The sequence below is a fragment of the Paenibacillus sp. P3E genome (assembly GCF_001909045.1).
Classification (GTDB): domain Bacteria; phylum Bacillota; class Bacilli; order Paenibacillales; family Paenibacillaceae; genus Paenibacillus_AQ; species Paenibacillus_AQ helianthi.
In genome coordinates this window covers 35068-55027 of the sequence record NZ_LVWH01000159.1, presented here as the reverse complement: position 1 = coordinate 55027, position 19960 = coordinate 35068, and the positions used below count along the sequence as shown (strand labels likewise).

At 49.8% G+C, this 19960-nt stretch carries 14 protein-coding genes; 11 read left to right on the top strand and 3 right to left on the bottom strand.

What is annotated here, in order from left to right:
* Positions 1–3: 3 nt before the first annotated feature.
* The 3 genes from A3842_RS13235 (at position 4) to A3842_RS13225 (ending at position 6308) form a co-directional block, all read left to right on the top strand.
* On the top strand, positions 4–1500 hold the full coding sequence (locus tag A3842_RS13235) for a glycoside hydrolase family 32 protein (protein WP_074101722.1): 1497 nt from the start codon (positions 4–6) through the stop codon (positions 1498–1500).
* A 4-nt stretch (positions 1501–1504) separates the two neighbouring features.
* Complete coding sequence (locus tag A3842_RS13230; RefSeq protein ID WP_074101721.1) at positions 1505–2395, top strand: ROK family protein; 891 nt, start codon at positions 1505–1507, stop codon at positions 2393–2395.
* A 103-nt stretch (positions 2396–2498) separates the two neighbouring features.
* A complete protein-coding gene (locus A3842_RS13225) occupies positions 2499–6308 on the top strand; it encodes a GH32 C-terminal domain-containing protein (RefSeq protein WP_074101720.1) in 3810 nt (1269 codons plus the stop codon).
* Positions 6309–6426: 118 nt separating this feature from the next.
* Here the strand turns inward: A3842_RS13225 and A3842_RS13220 are convergent, their stop codons facing one another.
* Positions 6427–7920, bottom strand: coding sequence for a DHA2 family efflux MFS transporter permease subunit (locus A3842_RS13220; protein WP_074101719.1), 1494 nt, complete (start codon positions 7918–7920; stop codon positions 6427–6429).
* 233 nt (positions 7921–8153) lie between these two features.
* Between A3842_RS13220 and A3842_RS13215 the strand changes: the two genes are divergently transcribed.
* The 5 genes from A3842_RS13215 to A3842_RS13200 all read left to right on the top strand — a co-directional run bounded on the left by A3842_RS13215 (position 8154) and on the right by A3842_RS13200 (position 13820).
* Positions 8154–8738: a TetR/AcrR family transcriptional regulator gene (locus tag A3842_RS13215; RefSeq protein WP_074086421.1), complete on the top strand. Its 585-nt coding sequence runs from the start codon at positions 8154–8156 to the stop codon at positions 8736–8738.
* Positions 8739–8780: 42 nt separating this feature from the next.
* Positions 8781–9596, top strand: coding sequence for a DegV family protein (locus A3842_RS13210; protein ID WP_074101718.1), 816 nt, complete (start codon positions 8781–8783; stop codon positions 9594–9596).
* Between the two features lie 146 nt (positions 9597–9742).
* Positions 9743–10423: a helix-turn-helix domain-containing protein gene (locus A3842_RS13205; RefSeq protein WP_074101717.1), complete on the top strand. Its 681-nt coding sequence runs from the start codon at positions 9743–9745 to the stop codon at positions 10421–10423.
* Positions 10424–10578: 155 nt separating this feature from the next.
* Entirely contained in the window at positions 10579–10761 is a 183-nt protein-coding gene (locus A3842_RS32515) for a hypothetical protein (RefSeq protein WP_218618683.1), read from the top strand.
* Positions 10762–10958: 197 nt separating this feature from the next.
* On the top strand, positions 10959–13820 hold the full coding sequence (locus A3842_RS13200; protein ID WP_074101716.1) for a glycosyl hydrolase 115 family protein: 2862 nt from the start codon (positions 10959–10961) through the stop codon (positions 13818–13820).
* Between the two features lie 55 nt (positions 13821–13875).
* Here A3842_RS13200 and A3842_RS13195 read toward each other — a convergent pair whose 3' ends face one another.
* Positions 13876–14655, bottom strand: a complete 780-nt coding sequence (locus A3842_RS13195; RefSeq protein WP_074101715.1) for an AraC family transcriptional regulator — start codon at positions 14653–14655, stop codon at positions 13876–13878.
* A gap of 141 nt (positions 14656–14796) precedes the next feature.
* On the opposite strand from A3842_RS13195, the gene A3842_RS13190 reads away from it, so the two are divergent.
* Positions 14797–16254: an amino acid permease gene (locus A3842_RS13190; protein ID WP_074101714.1), complete on the top strand. Its 1458-nt coding sequence runs from the start codon at positions 14797–14799 to the stop codon at positions 16252–16254.
* Here the strand turns inward: A3842_RS13190 and A3842_RS13185 are convergent.
* Positions 16240–16872, bottom strand: coding sequence for a LysE family transporter (locus tag A3842_RS13185; RefSeq protein ID WP_074086427.1), 633 nt, complete (start codon positions 16870–16872; stop codon positions 16240–16242). The two genes, A3842_RS13190 and A3842_RS13185, sit on opposite strands and share 15 nt — an antisense overlap.
* Positions 16873–17281: 409 nt before the next feature.
* Between A3842_RS13185 and bcbE the strand changes: the two genes are divergently transcribed.
* Together bcbE and A3842_RS13175 are read left to right on the top strand one after the other, a co-directional pair.
* Positions 17282–18559, top strand: a complete 1278-nt coding sequence (gene bcbE, locus A3842_RS13180; RefSeq protein WP_083609579.1) for a bacillibactin exporter BcbE — start codon at positions 17282–17284, stop codon at positions 18557–18559.
* A 31-nt stretch (positions 18560–18590) separates the two neighbouring features.
* On the top strand, positions 18591–19940 hold the full coding sequence (locus A3842_RS13175; protein WP_074101712.1) for an LTA synthase family protein: 1350 nt from the start codon (positions 18591–18593) through the stop codon (positions 19938–19940).
* The last annotated feature ends 20 nt before the right edge of the window (positions 19941–19960 follow it).

Genomic DNA, 19960 nt, shown 5'->3' with positions numbered 1-19960 from the left:
ATAATGTCAGCTATTACAAAACAAAAATACCGGGGTGTCTATCATTTCTCGCCCCAAGCCAAATGGATGAACGACCCGAACGGAATGGTCTTTTTTGAAGGAGAATATCATTTGTTCTTCCAGCACCATCCGGGTGGAATGACCATGGGTAGCATGCACTGGGGCCATGCCGTCAGCAAGGACCTTATTACTTGGGAGGAGCTGCCTATCGCACTCTTTCCGGATGAGCTGGGCATGATTTTCTCGGGAAGTGCTGTTGTGGACTGGAACAATACGACCGGATTTTTTGAAGATAAGCCAGGGCTGGTAGCCATCTTTACGCATCACCTTGACATGCCGGAAGGGAAACCGGCCGTTCAGCGTCAAAGCCTCGCTTACAGCCATGACAACGGCAGAACCTGGACCAAATACGAAGGCAATCCGGTGCTTGAACATGATACTTTCATTGATTTCCGTGATCCAAAAGTGTTCTGGCACCAGGAGACTAAGCAATGGGTAATGATCGTCGCTTGCGGTCAAACGGTCTGCCTGTATCATTCTCCAGATCTGATCCATTGGACCTTTGCCAGTGAATTTGGTGAGGGCACGGGGTCACATGACGGTGTGTGGGAATGCCCTGACTTGTTCCCGCTGCACGTGGATGGAGACACAGCGAACACCAAATGGGTGATGCTTGTGAGTATTGGAGCAGACCCCGCTTTTGTGGAAGGCTCAAGAACACAATACTTCACCGGCGATTTCGATGGAGCAGTGTTTACTCCGGATGAGGATTCCGAGCACGTCCGCTGGCTTGATTATGGAAGGGACAATTACGCAGGGGTAAGCTGGTCGGATGTGCCTGAAGAAGACGGAAGACGTCTGTTTATCGGCTGGATGAGCAACTGGATGTATGCCAGACAGACACCCGCAGAAGAGTTCCGTGGGGCGATGACCCTTCCAAGAGAGCTGTACCTTGAATCCAGAGAAGGAAAAATCCTGCTCGTTCAGAAGCCGGTCAAAGAACTGGAGGTGGTCCGCACCCCTGTTCTTTCACTCAAAGATGTTACTGTGCAGGAAATCAACGCTTCATTAGCCGATCTCCAGCTTGATGCTTACGAGATCGCTGCGAGGTTCACCCGCGGTATGTCTGCAGGCTTCAAGGTAAGAGCCGGGGCTGGAGAACAAACCGTAATCGGAATTGATGCGAAGGCAGAAGAGCTATATGTAGACCGTCAGACTTCAGGACGGCTAGATTTCCATGAGTGGTTCCCCGGACGTCATTCGGCGGAACTACAGGCACCGGGTGAGATCAATGATCTGCGCATTTTTGTGGACCGTACTTCGGTTGAAGTGTTCAGCAATGGAGGTCAGGCGGTCATTACGGATCTTATTTTTCCTAAGCCTGAATCAGCGGGCGTTGCTGCATTTGCAGAAAATGAAGAGACCCCGTTCCTTTCACTGGAAATCTACAAGTTGAATCTGCCTGCCGCGGATGGCGATAACCAGCAATCGGAGGGTTAACAGGATGCGTATAGGAGCAATTGAAGCAGGTGGAACCAAATTCGTCTGCGGGATTGGGGATGAAAGCGGGAAAATTCTGAACCGGCTCAGCCTTCCGACCGGGCATCCAGATCAAACTCTCCCTCAGGTGATTCAATATTTTCAAGACAAACAGGTAGAGGCGATCGGAGTGGGGTCCTTTGGTCCGATCGATATCAACCCGGAGAGTCCGACTTACGGCTACGTTACGACAACCCCTAAGCCGGGTTGGGAGAATTACGATATGCTGGGGACTTTACGGCGGGCCTTTCCAGTTCCGTACGGCTGGGATACCGATGTCAATGCAGCCGCATATGGTGAGGCTAAATGGGGTGCTGCGCAAGGATTATCCAGCTGTTTGTACTATACCGTGGGCACGGGTGTCGGTGTCGGCGTGTATTCGGAAGGTAAAACCATACATGGTCTTGTACATCCTGAGGGAGGGCATGTACTGACCAGACGGCATCCTGAAGATGAATTCGCAGGCGTGTGCCCTTACCATGGGGACTGCCTCGAAGGGATGGCGGCAGGTCCTGCCATAGAAGCCAGATGGGGGAAAAAGGGCCACGAGCTGCCTCCCGGCCATATCGCTTGGGAAATGGAAGCCTTCTATATCGCCCAGTCGATAACCAATGCCATTTTACTTCTGTCTCCCCACAAAATTATTTTGGGTGGCGGCGTGATGCAGCAGCTGCAGCTGCTCCCGCTGATCCGGCAGGCTGTGCTCCGCAATCTGAACGGTTATGTCAGTTCAAGTGCTATTCTGCAACACATCGATGAGTATATTGTGTCACCGGGTCTTGGCCAGCAGGCGGGATTATGCGGGGCTCTGGCCTTGGGGCTTGCAGCATGGAATAATGAGGCTTCCACTTTATAACAACTCAATAGGTATCCTGGCCAGTTATGCTCTGTAGCTGGCCAGCTTTTTACTTATGAATGGAAGGTGGAAGAATACGTAGAGTAGAAATGGAGGGCAAAAGATGAAGAAGAAACCCAGAGCATTTCTATGCATTCTGATGGTTATAGGAATCATTATGGCTTCCTCAGGAGTTTACGCTGCTAGTCCTGATACAGGCGGGGCTGCACTGGCAGAGAGTGGCACAGGAAAAGCGGAAAAGGAGGGTCTTTCTATTTTTGAGAACGCTACCAATGTAAATACAAATCTGACGGGTTGGCAAGTAAAAGGAACCGGCAAGTGGGAAGAACCCGCAGATGGACTTCTGCTGACATCTGATCCGCAGGAAAACGTGATGGCCATCTCTGAAACGGTGGTAGATGATTTTCTGTATGAGGCCGACGTCATGATCAAGGATATGAAAGCGGAGGCTAGTTTGATCTTCCGTTCGAATGAAGATGGATCGAATTCATATATGCTGCAAATTGCACCAGAGTCCGGTACGATCCGTATAAAAGATGCGGCGGGTGGGGCAGGCAGATTAAATGAAGAACATCAGGTTTCCCTCAAGGAAGGAGAGATTTATCATCTCAAGGTAAAGGCCGAAGGGACCTCGCTGAAGGTGTATTGGGGGGATCAGTACAAGCCTGTGATTGATATTCAGGACAGTGCATACCATACAGGCCGTCTTGGACTGCACGTCCGGAATGGGTCTGCCTTGTTCCAAAATATAACCGTTAGCGATCTGAAAGGAAACCTGGGTACAGTGCTTGTAAATAAAGGACAGTGGCAGCCTGACCTTAGAGGCTTAAAAGGAACGTCTGTGGAACAAGGTAAGGCACAGCGAATCTATAGCAACCAAGCCGCTGATTTTGTATACGAAGGAACAATCTCTTTGGGTTCTGATGCGGTTGCAGCGCTTGCTTTCCGCTCCTCTGCCGATGGAACCCGTGGCTATGAAGCCACACTTGTGAAGGAAGGGAATCAGGTCCGTGTAAAGCTGACGAAAGCTGACGGAACTGCAATTGCAAGCTCAGAGCGAGCTTATTCGAGCCAAACGGGCGCGAAGCATGAAGTGGAAGTCAAGGCAAAGGGCAGCCGGATTCAAATTTTCCTGGACGGATATACTCCGGCAGCAATCGATGTATCGGATAATTCGTATTCAACCGGAAACGCCGGACTTGCTGTACAAATGGGAAGCGCTTACTTTCAGAATACGTATCTTACGGAGGCTAACAGTTATTATAATGAAACCTACCGTCCCCAATATCATTATTCGCCGAACCGCGGTTCCGCCAGCGACCCGAACGGGCTGGTCTACTTCGAAGGGGAATACCATCTTTTCCATCAGGATGGAGGCACATGGGCTCACGCCGTCAGCAAGGATATGCTGAACTGGAAACGCCTGCCGGTTGCACTTCCATGGAATGATTACGGGCATATCTGGTCGGGAGCTGCAATAGCGGATGTAACCAATGCATCAGGCTTGTTCACGAATTCGGGCGGTAAAGGCTTGATTGCCTTTTATACCTCCTATAATCCGGATGGCCCGAATGGCAACCAGCGTATTGGTCTTGCCTACAGCATGGATCAGGGACGCACGTGGGAATATGCCAAGGATCGGCCGATTGTGATTGAGAACCCCGGCAAGAACGGAGAGGACCCGGGAGGCTGGGATTTCCGCGATCCCAAGGTGATCCGAGATGACGGGAATAATCGCTGGGTGATGGTGGTGTCCGGTGGCGATCATATCCGTTTTTTCACATCAACCAACCTGCTGGACTGGACCTTGACCGATAATTGGGGTTATGGGAATTATGTTCGCGGCGGTGTATGGGAATGCCCTGACTTATTCCCGCTGACCGTACAGGGAACATCAGAGAAGAAATGGGTTCTCATGATCAGTACAGGTGCAAATCCGGCAACAGGAGGTTCGGATTCGGAATATTTTGTAGGGAATCTGACTGCTGAGGGTAAATTCGTGAATGATAACCCGGCAGGAAAAGTGCTGAGGACAGACTTTGGCAAAGAGTATTATGCATCCATGTCTTTCTCGGACATGCCGGATGGACGCAGAGTGATGCTGGCGTGGATGTCCAACTGGGATTATCCGTTCGCTTTCCCGACTTCAGGCTGGAAGGGAGAGCTGACGGTTCCAAGAGAGGTTACCCTGGTCATGACTCATGAGGGGCTTCGCCTCGCCCAGAGTCCGGTCAAGGAAATGGAGCTTCTGCGCAGCAGTCTGTTCACTACAGCTGATAAGACGGTCAGTTCTTCTTCTCCCAACCTGCTGAAAGGCTTGGTGTCAGGTGCGTATGAAATTGAAGCTGAACTGGAGATTCCGGACGGCAGTGAAGTATCGGAGTTTGGTTTTAACGTGCGCGAGGGGGCAAATCAGAAGACGATTGTCGGCTATAGGGTGGGTGAAGGCCAATTATTCGTTGACCGGTCGGCCTCCGGGGTAACGGATTTCTCCAGCCTCTTTAGTACAAGGCATCAAGCGGCAATGACACCGGAGAACAAGCGGATCAAGCTGCGGATTTTGGTGGATGAATCCTCCATTGAGGTTTTTGCTAATGGGGGAAAGGTGGTTTTCTCTGAAGTCATTTTTCCTGATCCGGCCAGCAGGGCAATGAGCTTCTATACCCAAGGCGGCATGGTGAAGGTGGTTTCGCTGAAAGTGAATAAGCTTGGATCGGTATGGAATTCAGACAGCGTTTCGGCTACTCGGATTGCAATGAATACGGGTGACCTTGAAATGGAGATCGGGCAAAACAGGATGCTGCAGGCGACAGTAGAGAACGGGCCGGGCAACGGTGTTCACCCGCTGAAGTGGATGTCGAGCAATGAAGAGGTGGCTGGCATTCATGCAGCAGGCTATTCCCAAGCAACCCTTCAGGCGAAGAAAGAAGGGGAGGCCGTCATTACGGTATCCACTCCGAATGGAAAGGCATCTGCCAGCCTTGTGGTAAAAGTCTTCGGCGGCGAGTTTCATACCAATCTCAGTGGCTGGAGCAAGGACATGTCCATGGCGTCATGGATCGTAGGCCGGGATGGAATCCGCGGCAAATATTCCAGCGATGCGAATGATATTGCCCAAGAGCAGGCGGGTAATTTTACGTATGAAGCCGACATGAAGCTTGGCGAATCCGGTGGTGCAGGCTCACTTCTGTTCCGTGCCAGTGAGGATGGCCGCAGTGGCTATTACTTGAATCTGGACCCTAACATGAAAGCTGTCCGCCTGTTCTACAAAATCGATGGACGATTCGAAGAGCGGCAGGTACTGGCGAAAGTCCCAACATTCATCCAGCCGGGTCAAACCTATAAAATAAAGATACAGGCAGAAGGTCCCCATATCGTGGTATATGTGGGAGGGCTGAAAATAATGGATCTGAAGGACGGAACATTTGCGGAAGGCCATTTTGGACTTCATGTGTTTGGCGGATATGCATCATATCAGAATGTGAATATGAACGGTGGAGAACCGGCGAACCTGATGACATCAAGCCTGGTGAACGCAGCATTCCAGAAATCTATTTATACAGCTAATCTGGTGAATGGAGAAGCAGTGAATGTACAGGGTGCAAATGAAGCCTCGGATCAAAAATGGGTATTTGTGCCAACCGGAGATGAAGCAGGCTCCTATTCCATCCGTACGTCCTCGGGACAGGCGCTTGATCTGGACACGGAGCATAATACGTTACAGCTCTATCCTTATCTGGGCTATAATAATCAGCGCTGGATAGTCAACAAGAATGAGGATGGATCAGTTGCCATACTCTCTGTCCGACATAATATGGCTTTGGCTATATCCGAGGATGGCTCTAAACTTACATTGGAGGATTTTCAAACGGATAAAATGCGTCAAAAGTGGAAATTAAGCTCTGGCTTTTAACAGTACAATTCTGTAGCAAAACCCCTTCCGCCAAGCATGGCGGAAGGGGTTTTTGCGAATGAGCGGATCGAATCCGCTTAAGATTGAGGCGTACAGATTTGATCGATATCAACTCTGCTCAGGCTTTCCCGGCAACAGCCTTGTTCCGCTGTACTTCAGGTTCTTGACCGGATTCCTGCCCCACACGTTTGATGAAGAAGGCGAGCAGTAAGCCGATGATACCAATGCCCACAATGACGAGATAGGCATCATTGATACCCTGGATGGAAGCTTCAGTAATCATTTGCTCCTTAGTGGCGCCTTTACCACCAGCGGCCATCATATCCATCATGTGTGTTGTGGTTCGGCTGGTCATCACGGTGACGAGCAGTGAAGTTCCGACGGCGCCGGCCACTTGTCTTACGGTATTGGAGATAGCGGTGCCGTGCGCGTTAAGCTTGGACGGCAATTGATTCAACCCTAAAGTTTGGATAGGCATGAGCAGCAGCGCCATCCCGATCCGGCGTCCGGTGGACATGAACACCAGGTACATGTAACTGGTCGAATCCGTCAGGTTCACAAAGCTCAAGGTTGTCAGAATGGTGATCAGCAGACCGATGACGGCAAGCCATTTGGCCCCGAACCGGTCGAACAGCTTGCCGGTGACCGGCATAAGCAGTCCCATGATAAGTGCGCCGGGAAGCAGCAGCAAACCGGACTCCATCGCTGTGTAGCCGCGTGCATTCTGCAGATACAGAGGCAGCAGCATCATATCCGCATACATGATGATAGTAACCGCGATACTAATAACCGTAGTCAAGGAGAACATGTTGTATTTGAAAGCCCGCAGATCAAGCAGCGGGTCCTTCGAAGCCAGCTGGCGCCAGGTGAACAAGCCCAGCGATATGACGCCTGCAGTTAAAGACAGGAGGACTTCCACGCTTGACCATCCAGCGCTGGCGGCACGGCTGAAGCCGTACAGTAAGGTTCCGAAGCCGATGGTGGAGAGAATGACACTGACCATGTCAATTTTGGGATACGAGCGTGTCGATACATTCTTCAAATAAATGAACCCGCAGATGATGACAATTGCTGTTAGCGGCAGCATTCCGTAGAACATGGTTTCCCAGGAGTAGTGCTCCAGGATATATCCGGCCAGAGTGGGTCCTATCGCTGGAGCGAAAATAATCGCCAATCCTACCATTCCCATGGCAGCTCCCCGCTTTTCACGCGGGAAAAGGGCTAAAATAACATTGGTGAGCAGCGGCATTATAATGCCGGCACCGGCTGCCTGAATCATACGCCCGGTCAGCAGAACCGGGAAGCTCGTCGCGAGGGCGGATACGACCGTTCCGGCTAAGAATATAAACATCGAGGCCTGGAAAAGCTCACGGGTCGTGAACCGCTGCATCAAATAGGCCGTAATCGGAATCAAAACACCATTTACGAGCATATAACCGGTGGTTAGCCACTGAGCCGTTGCAGCTGTGATATTGAAATCATGCATCAATTCGGGCACAGCAACGCTCATGATCGTCTGGTTCAGTGTCGCGAGAAAGGCACCCAAGATCATAATAAATAAAATGGGTCCTTTTTTCACGGAACTGCCTATTGCTTCTGTCGATCTACTCATTTTACTCCATCCTTTCAAATCGCCGGTCATAGACTAAATTTACAAAGTGTTGTATAGTTTACAGTGTATAAAGATGATTATAGATGAAATTTTCATGCAAGCAAGCAACGATTTCCGGAAAAGTGTTCATTAGTTTACGATTTCGAGCCAACTGTAGCTTTTCGGAATGAAAAACTACAGTTTATTAAAAAGTGTAGTTTGCCTATTCAAAGGTAAAGGATGGAGATTAGCAGATGGAAAATACAACCCCCCGGACAGATCCCCGTGTACTCCGCACCCGTGAATTGCTTAGAAATGCCCTTATTGAACTTCTGGAAGAGATGGATGTCCAGAAAATCTCGGTAAACCGCATTGCAGAGCGGGCCAAAATTAATCGTGTTACTTTTTATCTGCATTATCGGGATATTCCGGACATGCTGGAAAAGCTGGCAGATGATATGGTCGAGGACATTAATCAGGTAGTGCACAGCAACTACAAGAGGAAATCGGAGACGGGAATCCAGGAGGATTGGCCGGTTCTGGAAAGCCTGTTGAAGCATATCGCGGAGAATGCAAAATTCTACAAAGTGGTCTTTACATCAAGGCGGAGTACGATTTTTACGGACCGCCTGTTCAGTCTGATGGCCGAAATGATTTCAGCACGTGTGAACGAAAAAGAGATCGGTGTCAGCCAAACGAATGTAACGATTCAAAAGGATATCGCCGTCTGGTATGGCTCAGCTGCCTTAATTGGTACTATCGTTGCCTGGCTGCGCAATGACATGCCGTATACGCCTGCCTATTTAGCGAGACAGATTACCTCACTCCGCGCTCAATAAGGCGGACAAATATAGACATGAGAAGGGGATTGCAGGGGAAACATGTTACATCTTTTCACGGATAGTCTGACCACACTACCACCAGGCATGATCGAACAATTGAATATAGGCATCGCTCCGGTTTATGTTGTTTTTAACAACGCTCAGATTTATAGGCATACTGTGGATATTCAGACCGAAGATATTCTCAGTCTCGTCATGGAGACGGGGAAAGTGCCGGGTATTGCCGCTCCAGCGGTAGAAGATTTCATACAGCTCTTTACTCCATCCGTTGGCGGGATTGATCAGGTGGTGTATATAAGCATGTCTGCTGAAATTTCTCCTTCTTATAGAAATGCTGAAGCGGCGGCCAAACATTTCCCCAAGGGAAAGGTCACTGTGGTGGATTCCGGATGTTTTTCTTCAGGAACAGCAATGATGATGGTGCAGGCAGCCAGGATTGCCAAGAAGGTGAGAACATGGGCTTCCTTCGGGCAGAAGCTGGACGAACACCGCGCTGCAGTCAGGGAAGAGCTGATATTGGATCGGATGAAAAAAGTCAATCCAACCGGGAATATATATGGTTTGCCTAACAGGATCATAAGTCCGCTGAAGCTCAAACCCAAGCTCCATATCCAGAATGGAATATCCAGTAATCTGGAGGACACCCTTCTCGGCAACTTGCGGCACCATCCACAAATTGACCGCGAATTCATAGTGATCTCACAGACAATGGCCAAAGAACCGGCGGAGTATATAAAGAACATATTGTATGAAAGCTATGGGTTCAAAAAGGTGGTACTCCTCTCCAATATTAATGGATTATTATGCCGCACTACCCCGCGAAGTATAGAGCTGAGCTATTTGCTGAAAAAGTAAATAAAATAAAAAATAGCACAACGTTGGAGGTCATTGACGAGGGAAAACACGAAACGCTATAATCTAAAAAAACGGACGAAGAACGTCCCGTACTCCATGGCATATTGGGGTGCGGGATTTTTTTGTGCAGAGGTGGAGGTCAGAAAATGGGATTTGCCGAAGAACATCATAAATGGCTGGAGTACCATAAAAACCGGAGAACAGGGGAACGTCTGGACCGGTTGGAGCGCGGGCATCGGCATGGAGAGCAAATGTTTGTGGAGAGGGTATGGTGGCCCCTATTTGGTCATATGGATAATCTTCATCCGGAGTATGAGGTCTTGGATTGGCGCGGCCGGCCTTATTTTGTTGATCTGGTATGGAAGCCGGGGCAGGTGAAGTTTGCCATTGAGATAAAAGGGTACGGGCCTCATGTGCAAAATACGGACCGTACCCGATACCGGCAGGAAATAAATAGAGAGACTTATCTGCAAATTGCGGGTTATCGTGTAGTCGCGGTTCCCTACGATGATTTGGAATCGATGCCGGAGCTGACTATCTCTTTATTCAAATCGTTGCTTACTCCATGTTTATTGAAGAGTACTGATGAGGAAGGCCGCCAGTATACTAGGCTGGAGAGGGAGATTCTGCGGTTGGCAAGCCGTTGGAACGGTTTCTTGCGACCCGTTGACTTGGTGAATGAACTTGGAGTGAATCCGCGCACAGTCAAAAAACACATGAATTCTTTATGTGAAAAAGGGAAGTTCAGACCCGTGGTGGCCCATGGCAGCAATAGAGTTTGCCGTTACGAATATATTCATTCATTTATAGATAACGAGCTATGGTAATGGCTACCAGTCGGAATGAGAGGTATAAATACCTCTGATCTGGCCAAAAATGGGCTACCAGTCGGAATGAGAGGTATAAATACCTCTGATAGCGTTACCATCCATGCTTACAGCCTTTTCACAGTACGGGTATGGTAGACTGGTCACAAACTATGGTGGAAACATTACAAACACAGGGAGGGTTGAGGCATGTCAGCCTTCCATTATCAATATTTCATCTGAAGCGGGCAGCCTCACTCATGCGTATCCGGGCGATTATCCGCCTGATCGAGCAGCGCGTTGCACCGCAAGGCCGCTTCATGTTCGTGGATTATACAGGCAAAGATATGGATATATAGGCGTGAAGCTCAGCTATACGGAGAACCCTGACAAGAGAGATGTGCTTGTGGGGGTTCTCCGTTTTTTTGTGTAAACTTCTGTCTAGTAATTACAAAAAGTTGCTAGTTTGCCCATGGAGCCTGAAATCGCTTTCCCTATATAATGTGCCTATATAAAAATGGAAGCGATAGCTCATGATAAAAGGGGAGACATTGTAATGATAACTGTTGAGGAATTTACCTTTGTGAAGGAGGGGAACGCAGCCAAGATATACCTTGACCCCAGCGGAGAGGATTATGCCGGATTGCGCCGGGTGGCCGGGTCTTTTGCCGCTGATATTGCACTGGTGTGCGGACTGGAGCCGGACATCTGTACAGAAATCAGAGAGCTGGATGGAACCGCCATCATCGCCGGATCGATCGGCACAAATGGGCTGATTGACCAGTTGATTGCAGACGGAACCTTGGATGTATCCTCCATTCAGGGCAAGCGGGAATGCTACCGGATTCAGGTGATAGAACACCCGGTTCAGGGAGTGGAGCAGGCGCTCGTTATTGCGGGCAGCGATAAGCGGGGGACGATCTATGGCATCTACTCGATTTCTGAAAAGATAGGTGTCAGCCCTTGGGTATACTGGGCAGATGTGGTCCCGGAGAAGAAGCCGCTGCTGGCGCTTTCAACCCGTCTGCTCCATACTACCTCCAAGGAACCCTCTGTAAAATACAGAGGCATCTTTTTGAATGACGACTGGCCGTCTCTGGGTTCCTGGGTGACTCAGGCTTTTGGCGACTTTAATGAAGAGTTCTACGACAAGGTATTTGAGCTGATCCTCCGGCTGAAGGGGAATTATCTATGGCCGGCCATGTGGAGCGCTGAATTCAGCCTGAATGGTAAAAGCAGCCCAATCGCGAGTGCCCTGCATGCCGAAGAATACGGCATTATCATGGGAACCTCCCATCATGAGCCGCTGTTCCGGGCAGGCAGTGAATGGCAGAAGGTATACAAGGAGTACGGAACAAGTAACCTGTGGGATTTTGCCCGGAATAGACAGGCCATCACAGATTTCTGGGAAGACGGAATCAAGCGCAACCAAAACTTTCATAACCTGATCACGCTAGGCATGCGGGGAGAAAGTGATTCTGCGCTGGAGGGCTCCGATGCAGAGAATATCGAGTTGCTTAAGGATATTATCCGTACGCAGAAAGGATTATTGAAGAAATATCATCTGGAGCATGCCCCGCAAATTCTGGCAGTCTACAAAGAAGTGGAAAAATATTGGTACGGTACACCCGATGTGGAAGGCCTGAAGGACTGGGATGTTCTGAAGGATGTTACAATTCTACTGGCTGACGATAATTTCGGCAATCTCCGCAAAATCCCTGCGGTACACGAGCATCACCGCAGTGCAGGCTGGGGCATGTACTACCATTTCGACTATCACGGGGGTCCCCATTCCTATGAGTGGGTGAATACGACTCCGCTGGATAAGGTCTGGGAGCAAATGTCCATGGCATTCGATTACGGCATCCGTGAGGTGTGGATCGTCAATGTTGGGGATTTGAAGCCTATGGAGCTGCCGATATCGTACTTTCTGGATTTGGCGTATGACTTCGACGCTTGGGGAACCGGGGCAATCAACCGAACTGCAGAATACACAGGGCGGTGGGTGAAGCAGCAGTTCGGCCATGCCCTGGAAGCAGAAACGGTGGAAGGAATTACGCAGATATTATCGGATTACACCCGGATGAACGGCCGGCGCAAACCGGAAATCATAACCCCTGCAACCTTTAGTCTGCACCATTACCATGAGGCCGGGCGGGTCCTGAAACAGGCCATAGAGCTTGAGCAGGCGGCAGAAGCCATTTATGAACGGATCCCGGAACCGCATAAGGATGCGTACTATCAGCTTGTCTATTATCCTGCTGCAGCATCGGCTAATGTGGTGAAGATGAACATTTATGCGGGACTGAACAGCCTTTACCTGGAGCGGGGCAGTGTGCTTGCCAATATCTATGCGAAGCTCGTTCATGAAGCGACCGGGCGGGACAAGGAGCTGGAACGGGCCTATAACAGCGGTATGGCAAGCGGGAAATGGCAGGGGATGATGAGCTCGGCTCATGTGGGGTATGTCAACTGGGATGCGGAAGGGTGGAAGTACCCGGATGTGAGCACCATCGTTCCTGCTACTGGACCTCAGATGATCGTTGATGTGGAGGGTACTGAGCGGGCCTATGTTTCGGGGATGGCCAGCCTTCCGGTATTTACAAATCTGCTGCAAGAGAGCTATGACATTACTATCAGTAATGGCGGAGCAGAAGGCTTTGCCTTTGAAGCAAAGAGCAGCGCGGACTGGATCAGGCTGGAGAAGACCGAAGGTTGGATTGTTACCGGGGAGACACTTAGAATTTCTGTGGACTGGGACAGGGTATACGGGGCAGCCTCCGGTGAAATCACTCTTTCAGGTGCCGGAGAAACCGTGAAGGTGAAGGCATCCACGGAGTGGACCGACATTCAGGATGTGCCGCCCATGACTTTTATTGAAGCCCATCATGTCGTATCGATAGAAGCGGAGCATGCGATAAGCCGCGTGTCGAAGTCCGGGGCCGAGTGGAAGATTATCGGAAACTACGGACGCACTTTATCTTCGGTAAAAATGTATCCGGACGGTATATCTTTTGCCCAGCCGGAGCAGGCACCTTATCTGGAGTACCGGATTCTGCTCGGTCAGGACGGGGATTATACCCTGACCGCCTATACCGCGCCGACGAACAACTTGTCCATGACCAGCGGACTGACATATGCGGCAGGCTTTGATGGGGAAAAGCCGGTGATTGCAGATACCCTGCCGGTGGGCTATGAGGGCGGCAATCATGATAATGAGCCGTGGTGCCGCGCCGTGATGGATAACATTCATACCACAGCCACCCGTCATACCTTGTCAAAAGGCATGCATACCCTCCGTTTCTACGGACTGGATGCCGGTCTGGTGCTGCAAAAGCTGGTGTTGTGCGCTTCTCCGCTGCCCTATTCGTATCTGGGGCCGGAAGAGAGCTTTTATACAGGACAGCGCAGACATTAGTCTTGCAGGGCTGCCGGAGCCATGGGAGGATACCCGGCCGGCCCGGGGTCCTCCGTTATTTTAAGGCGGATGACGGAGGATAGCCCTTGATGTTCTTGAAGACATTGCTGAAATAAGCGACATCATGATATCCGCAATGCTCCGCAACTTCCGACACATTAAAACCGCCTGCCGACAATATCATCTCCGCGTTATTCACCCGCACCTTATTCATAAATTCTTTGCAGGTTAAGCCCGTGTTCTGCTTGAACAGCTTGCCCAGGTAGACAGGATTGAGGCCGACCCCCTGAGCCAAATCTGCAATCGTCACATCCTCAGCATAGTGATCCATGATATAGGCCATTACTTTATGTACTCTAGGATCAAGAATTGGCGTCTGATGATGGTGGGCGATGCTGAGCAGCCGGTATACGATCAACTGGAAGATGGCCCGGCTTTTCATCCGGTACAAAGGCTGTTTGCCCATCCACACATGCGAGAATTCCCTGATATCTTCCAGGATCTCTTTGGTCCTCCAGTTCCTGGTTACCGTCTCAAAGGGAAGTCGGATAGGATTATCCGGGCCTTCCCAGAAAAAATTAAAGGCATAGGAATGCATCGGAGATTCCTTACAGGTTCGGGCTTCCCGGATACTGCCGGGAGGTGCATAGAGCATGTCGCCCGCTTTTACAGTGAATTTCTCTCCGTTGATATAATAATCTGCCTGGCCTTCCAGAATGAATGTCAGATCATGAAAATCAATGAGGCTGCGGCCAATCTCCCAGTCCGGGAAACATCTCCGGTCAACGAACAGAAAGACTTTCGGAACAAGGTTCTCATATTTGCTAGTGTCCATTAGAGCTATTCCTCCTGCGTACATCATAGCATCATGGTTTGGAATGATAAATGCCTGTCCACCTAATGAAATTGAAAAGGTGTGGGTAGCCTAAAGACGGTAAGCGTCTCAAAATTCCAAACAGGTGAGGACTGAATTCATTTGGACAAAGCTTCCGGTCATGCTAAAGACGACAAAAAACTGAAATGGTGGCAGCTTAGCCTGCTCGGCGTTGCGGGTACCATTGGTACCGGTTACTTTCTGGGTTCCGGTCTGGCAATCTCCATAGGAGGACCCGCAGTTTTACTGGCTTACCTTCTAGCTGCTGCCGGAACTTATGTAGTCTTTGATGCGTTATCACGCATGACGGCAGATCATCCAGAGCAAGGATCATTCCGTTCCTATGCCAAAAAAGCCTTTGGAAGCTGGGCGGGTTTTGCCAGTGGCTGGGTCTACTGGTTCTCGGAGCTGCTGATTATGGGGAGCCAGCTTACGGCTTTGTCGATCTTTGCCCGGTTCTGGTTTCCGGACGTGCCGATGTGGATCTTTGCTGCAGGTTTTGGTTTAACGGGTCTGCTAATTGTTTTCTTCGGAAATAAGGGCTTTGACCGTGTTGAAAATGTGCTGGCTGTCATCAAGGTGGCCGCCATTCTGATGTTTATGGTGCTGGCGGCGGCTTTGCTGGCGGGATGGATCGGGGGCGGTAAATATACACCTAAACTTCCGCTTACGTATACGGCATTGTTTCCGGCCGGGGGTATTGGCCTGTGGTCTGCTTTTATCTTTGCTTTCTATGCTTACGGCGGTATTGAGGTACTGGGTATTATGTCTTACCGGTTGAACAAGCCTGAAGAAGCGCCAAAAGCAGGAAAAGTGATGCTGCTGCTGCTGACTGCGGTATATGTTGTATCGATTGGCCTCGTTGTGACCATGGTGCCCCTAAATGCTTTTAATCCCAAGGAAAGTCCGTTTGTGCTTGCCTTGGCCAGTGATCATCTGGCTTTTATACCGCATCTGTTCAATGGTGTGCTGATTATCGCCGGATTCTCGACTATGACCGCTTCGCTCTATGCGGTGACATCGATGATGCTTACCCTTGCGCAGGAAGGGGATGCGCCACAGCTTTTTTCGCGGAAGTTAAAAGGTAAATATCCTTTGCTGGCCATGTGTCTGATCTCCGTGGGACTAATCGCAGCGATAGTGATGTCCCTGCTGCTGCCGGGAAAGGTATATGAATACATCACTACAGCTGCCGGATTAATGCTTTTGTACAACTGGGCTTTTATTTTGCTGTCATCAGGGAAGCTGCTCAAGCCAGCCAAAATAAGCGGATTTAAGCGCTGGACAGGTCTGGTGCTTATTGGTGCGGCAGTTGCCGGGACGCTTTTCCATGAGATCAGCCGGCCCGGTTTCTACATCAGTCTGCTGCTGGTGGCCCTGATCGCGGCAAGTGATCTTATCGTGCATAAGGTACGCAAGAAGAGAGAGGCCTCTTCCTCCGGACACCGTCCTGCGGAGAAACTGGAAGAAGAGTTTCAGAGACTGGATGGAGGCCCGCAGTTCAAAATTAAAGGCATCCGCATGCGTATGCGCAAAAGTAAGCTTTTAATGAAAAAATAGCAGCCGCATGGCTTGTACCCCAAAATAGAAGCCAAAGCCGACCAGCGAAAGTCCCGACAGCACTGAGATCGCCTTAAGCACACGGGCAGTCAGCAATTTACGGAAGACACTGGAGGCTGCCGCCATGGACACATCCCAGAGCAGAATTCCCAGTACAATAGCACCGCTGTACATCAGCAGCTGATGCATCGGATACTCGCTGGCGGCTTTTGCCAGGATGGAGCCGTAAATGCCCAGCCAAAACAGGATGGAGAGCGGATTGAATAAAGACATCAGGAATCCGGCCAGAAAGGATTTGGAAAGGGAGGCCTCACTGCTTCTCATTTCTGAGGCTTCGATGATGCCTGCATTTTTGATGCTCTCCACTCCTGTGTATACCAGCACAAAAAATCCGAATAACCATAAAAACGCTTTGACAAATGGAGCATCGAGCAGATGGATAATACCGAAATAGACCAGAAGCATGTAAATGATATCTGCACTTATGGCTCCAAGCCCGACAAACCAGGCGTGCATAAATCCTCCCCGGATACCCTTGTCCAATTGTGCAGCGTTAATCGGTCCAATCGGTGCTGAAAGCGACAGCCCCAAAAAAATATAACCTATGAATACATTAATAGTGCCCGCCCTCCTTACTCTATTCTGTAGCTAGCATATTCTGTAAGGACTGGTTATAGGACAACAAATGAAGGCCCGCCGAAAAAACCGGGGGCCTTTTTGAGTCTGCTCTGCTACAAGGACAAGGCCTTGTTTGCCGTAGCCACATCATTGGAAAGCAGTTTGACATGAGCAATTTATTCCAGGAACACGCCACGGAGCAAGTCCCGGAACTGGACCTTCTTTATAAAAATACAAATGGAAAATCCCCTAAAAAGTAATTTTCTTGTGAGGTATCTTCCCCTGATGCCGCATGTTTATTCTGCATCTTGTCACAGAGTTGGAAATTTCCCAAGGAAGCAAAGCGTATGATTTCCTGCGCAAGAAACCACAATATCAACATGTGAATAACAACAAAGGTGGTTCTACCATGAAGGGAAAGAAAGGGGCTCTGGTTGCACTTGCTTCCATCCCGCTGATCATGACATTAGGCAACTCCATGCTGCTGCCTATTCTGCCGCAAATTTCCGGGGAGCTCAGGATCAGCGCTTTTCAGGTCAGTATGATTATCACCGTTTACGGACTAATAGCGATCCTGATGATTCCGATTGCGGGATATTTATCCGACCGATTTGGGCGCAAAAAGGTTATTCTGCCAAGCTTGATCATTGCTGCTCTAGGCGGGGCCGTCTGTGTTGCCGCCGCATGGTTTTTGGAGGGGTCCACTGCATACTGGGTTATTCTGGGCGGGCGCTTTGTCCAGGGAATCGGGGCTGCCGGAGCCTTCCCGATCGTTATTCCTTTTGTCGGGGACTTGTTCAAGGATGAGAAAGAAGTCAGCAGAGGCTTGGGTGTCGTGGAGACCTCGAACACCTTCGGCAAAGTGCTTAGTCCTATTCTAGGCGCTTATCTGGGAACGGTACTTTGGTATGCTCCATTTATTGCGATCCCGATTCTATGTCTGGTCTCCTTTGTCCTAATGATATTTCTTGTGAAGGAGCCAAAATCTGAAGGGCAGGCCGAGAAAAAAGCGCTGGGACAGTTTTTAAAAGGAATCAAGGAGATTCTGCATGAAAAAGGCCGCTGGTTGTATTCGATTTTTGCAGTCGGCGGGATTTGCATGTTCGTAACATTTGGAGTGTTATTCTACTTATCGGAAACCCTGGAGGCCAAATACAACCTTCACGGCTCCGCCAAAGGTTTCGTTCTGGCGATTCCACTGGCCCTGCTCTGTCTGGCTTCTTATGGCAGCGGTAAGATTATCGGCCAGAACAAGCTGCTGATGAAATGGCTGGGATTCGGAGGCATGGTGCTGCTGACAGCAGCTATGGTCATCACAGGCTTCAACAGCAATATTTATTTCATGGTCGGATTCCTGAGTCTCAGCGGTATCGGCATTGGCGTGGCTTTGCCCTGCATGGACGCTTTGATTACGGAGAGTATCGAAAAGGAGAACCGGGGGACCATTACGTCTCTGTACAGCAGTATGCGCTTCATCGGGGTAGCTCTGGGTCCGCCCGTTGTTTCCCTTCTAATGACCAGAGGACATTGGGTATTGTTCGGAACGATGGCAGCTGTCGGGACCTTGGGGGGGCTGCTGACATTGTTCGCAGTGAAGCCCAGTGAAGGCGGAAACCCTAAGGATAATAATCCTTTCAAATCCGGGAGAGGCATGAAGAATCCATGGCAACGCCAGCGGGCGCGGTAACTGATCAGGAAGGAGAGGAGAGACGAATCGTTTGGGAAAGTTCTCTATCCGGAAAGCAACTATGCTGGGGACAGTATTTCTTGTAAGTATTGCGCTTATTTTCTGGCATTCCTACAAGAGGGCGGAGCCTGAATCCGGTCTGGAGCAGCTTGCTGCCATGCGGAGCGGGGACGGCTACAAAGCCTATTTTGGAGCGGGACAAGGATACAATCTCATTATCATCCAGCTGGAATCCTTCCAGAACTTCTTGCTGAATCAATCTGTTCAAGAACAGCCTCTGACTCCTGTACTGAATGAACTGGCGTCTGAAAGCTTATATTTCCCCTATATATTTCAACAAATTGGCCGTGGAAATACGTCGGATGCAGAATTCGCCGCCAATACCTCCATCTACCCGGTGGGGGGAACACCCATGTCTTCGAAATATGGGAACCGGAAGTTTCCCAGTCTGGCCAGATTGCTGCATAAGCGGGGATATACCGCGAATACGTTTCATGTGAATGATGTGAGCTTTTGGGACCGGAATCAGTTGTACCCGGCACTGGGCTTCGACCCCTATTATGACCAGCCTTATTATCGCAAAGAAAAGTTTAACCGTTTCGGGGCCTCGGACGAGGAACTCTACCGCGTAGCCTTCAACAAGCTGAACGCTTTGGCGCTGAAGCATCAAACATTCTATGCCCAATTGGTGACCGCCTCCAGCCACTCTCCTTATACGATCCCGGAAGACAGGAAACGTCTGAAGCTGAATGCGGCATTAGACGGCAATACCCTCGGAAATTATCTTACAGCCATCCATTATGTTGATTATGCCCTTGGGACCTTTATCGATAAGCTTAAACAATCCGGGTTATGGAATAACAGCGTAGTTGTTGTATACGGGGATCATTTCGGGCTCAATAAGAAAAATTATAATCCTCAAAAGATCAGCGATGCCCTGAACATTCCCTACCATAAGCACATTAGCACCTTTAATGTGCCGCTGCTGATTCACCTGCCGGGACAGCTCAGCGCGAGAATCATAGACCGGACCGGAGGCCAGACCGACATTCTTCCGACAGTAGCCAATATCATGGGCATTGATCTGAAGGCGGAAGGATTTACGGCTTTTGGGCAGGATCTGGTCAATACAGACCATAATATTATCGGCATGCGCTATTATTTGCCCACAGGCTCGTTTCTTAATGATGAGGTGCTCTTTGTTCCTGGCAAGGAAGGCTTCAAGGATGGGAAAGCGACCTCCATCAGAACGCTTAAGCGCATCGATAATATCACTCCCTACAAGGCAGACTATGACCATATTATGGAGCGGATGAAACAGTCGGACCGCTATGTGAGGCAGCTGCCTGTCCGGGCAGGAGTGGAGGAAACCGGAAACTAATGGAATCCAAAAATGAAATT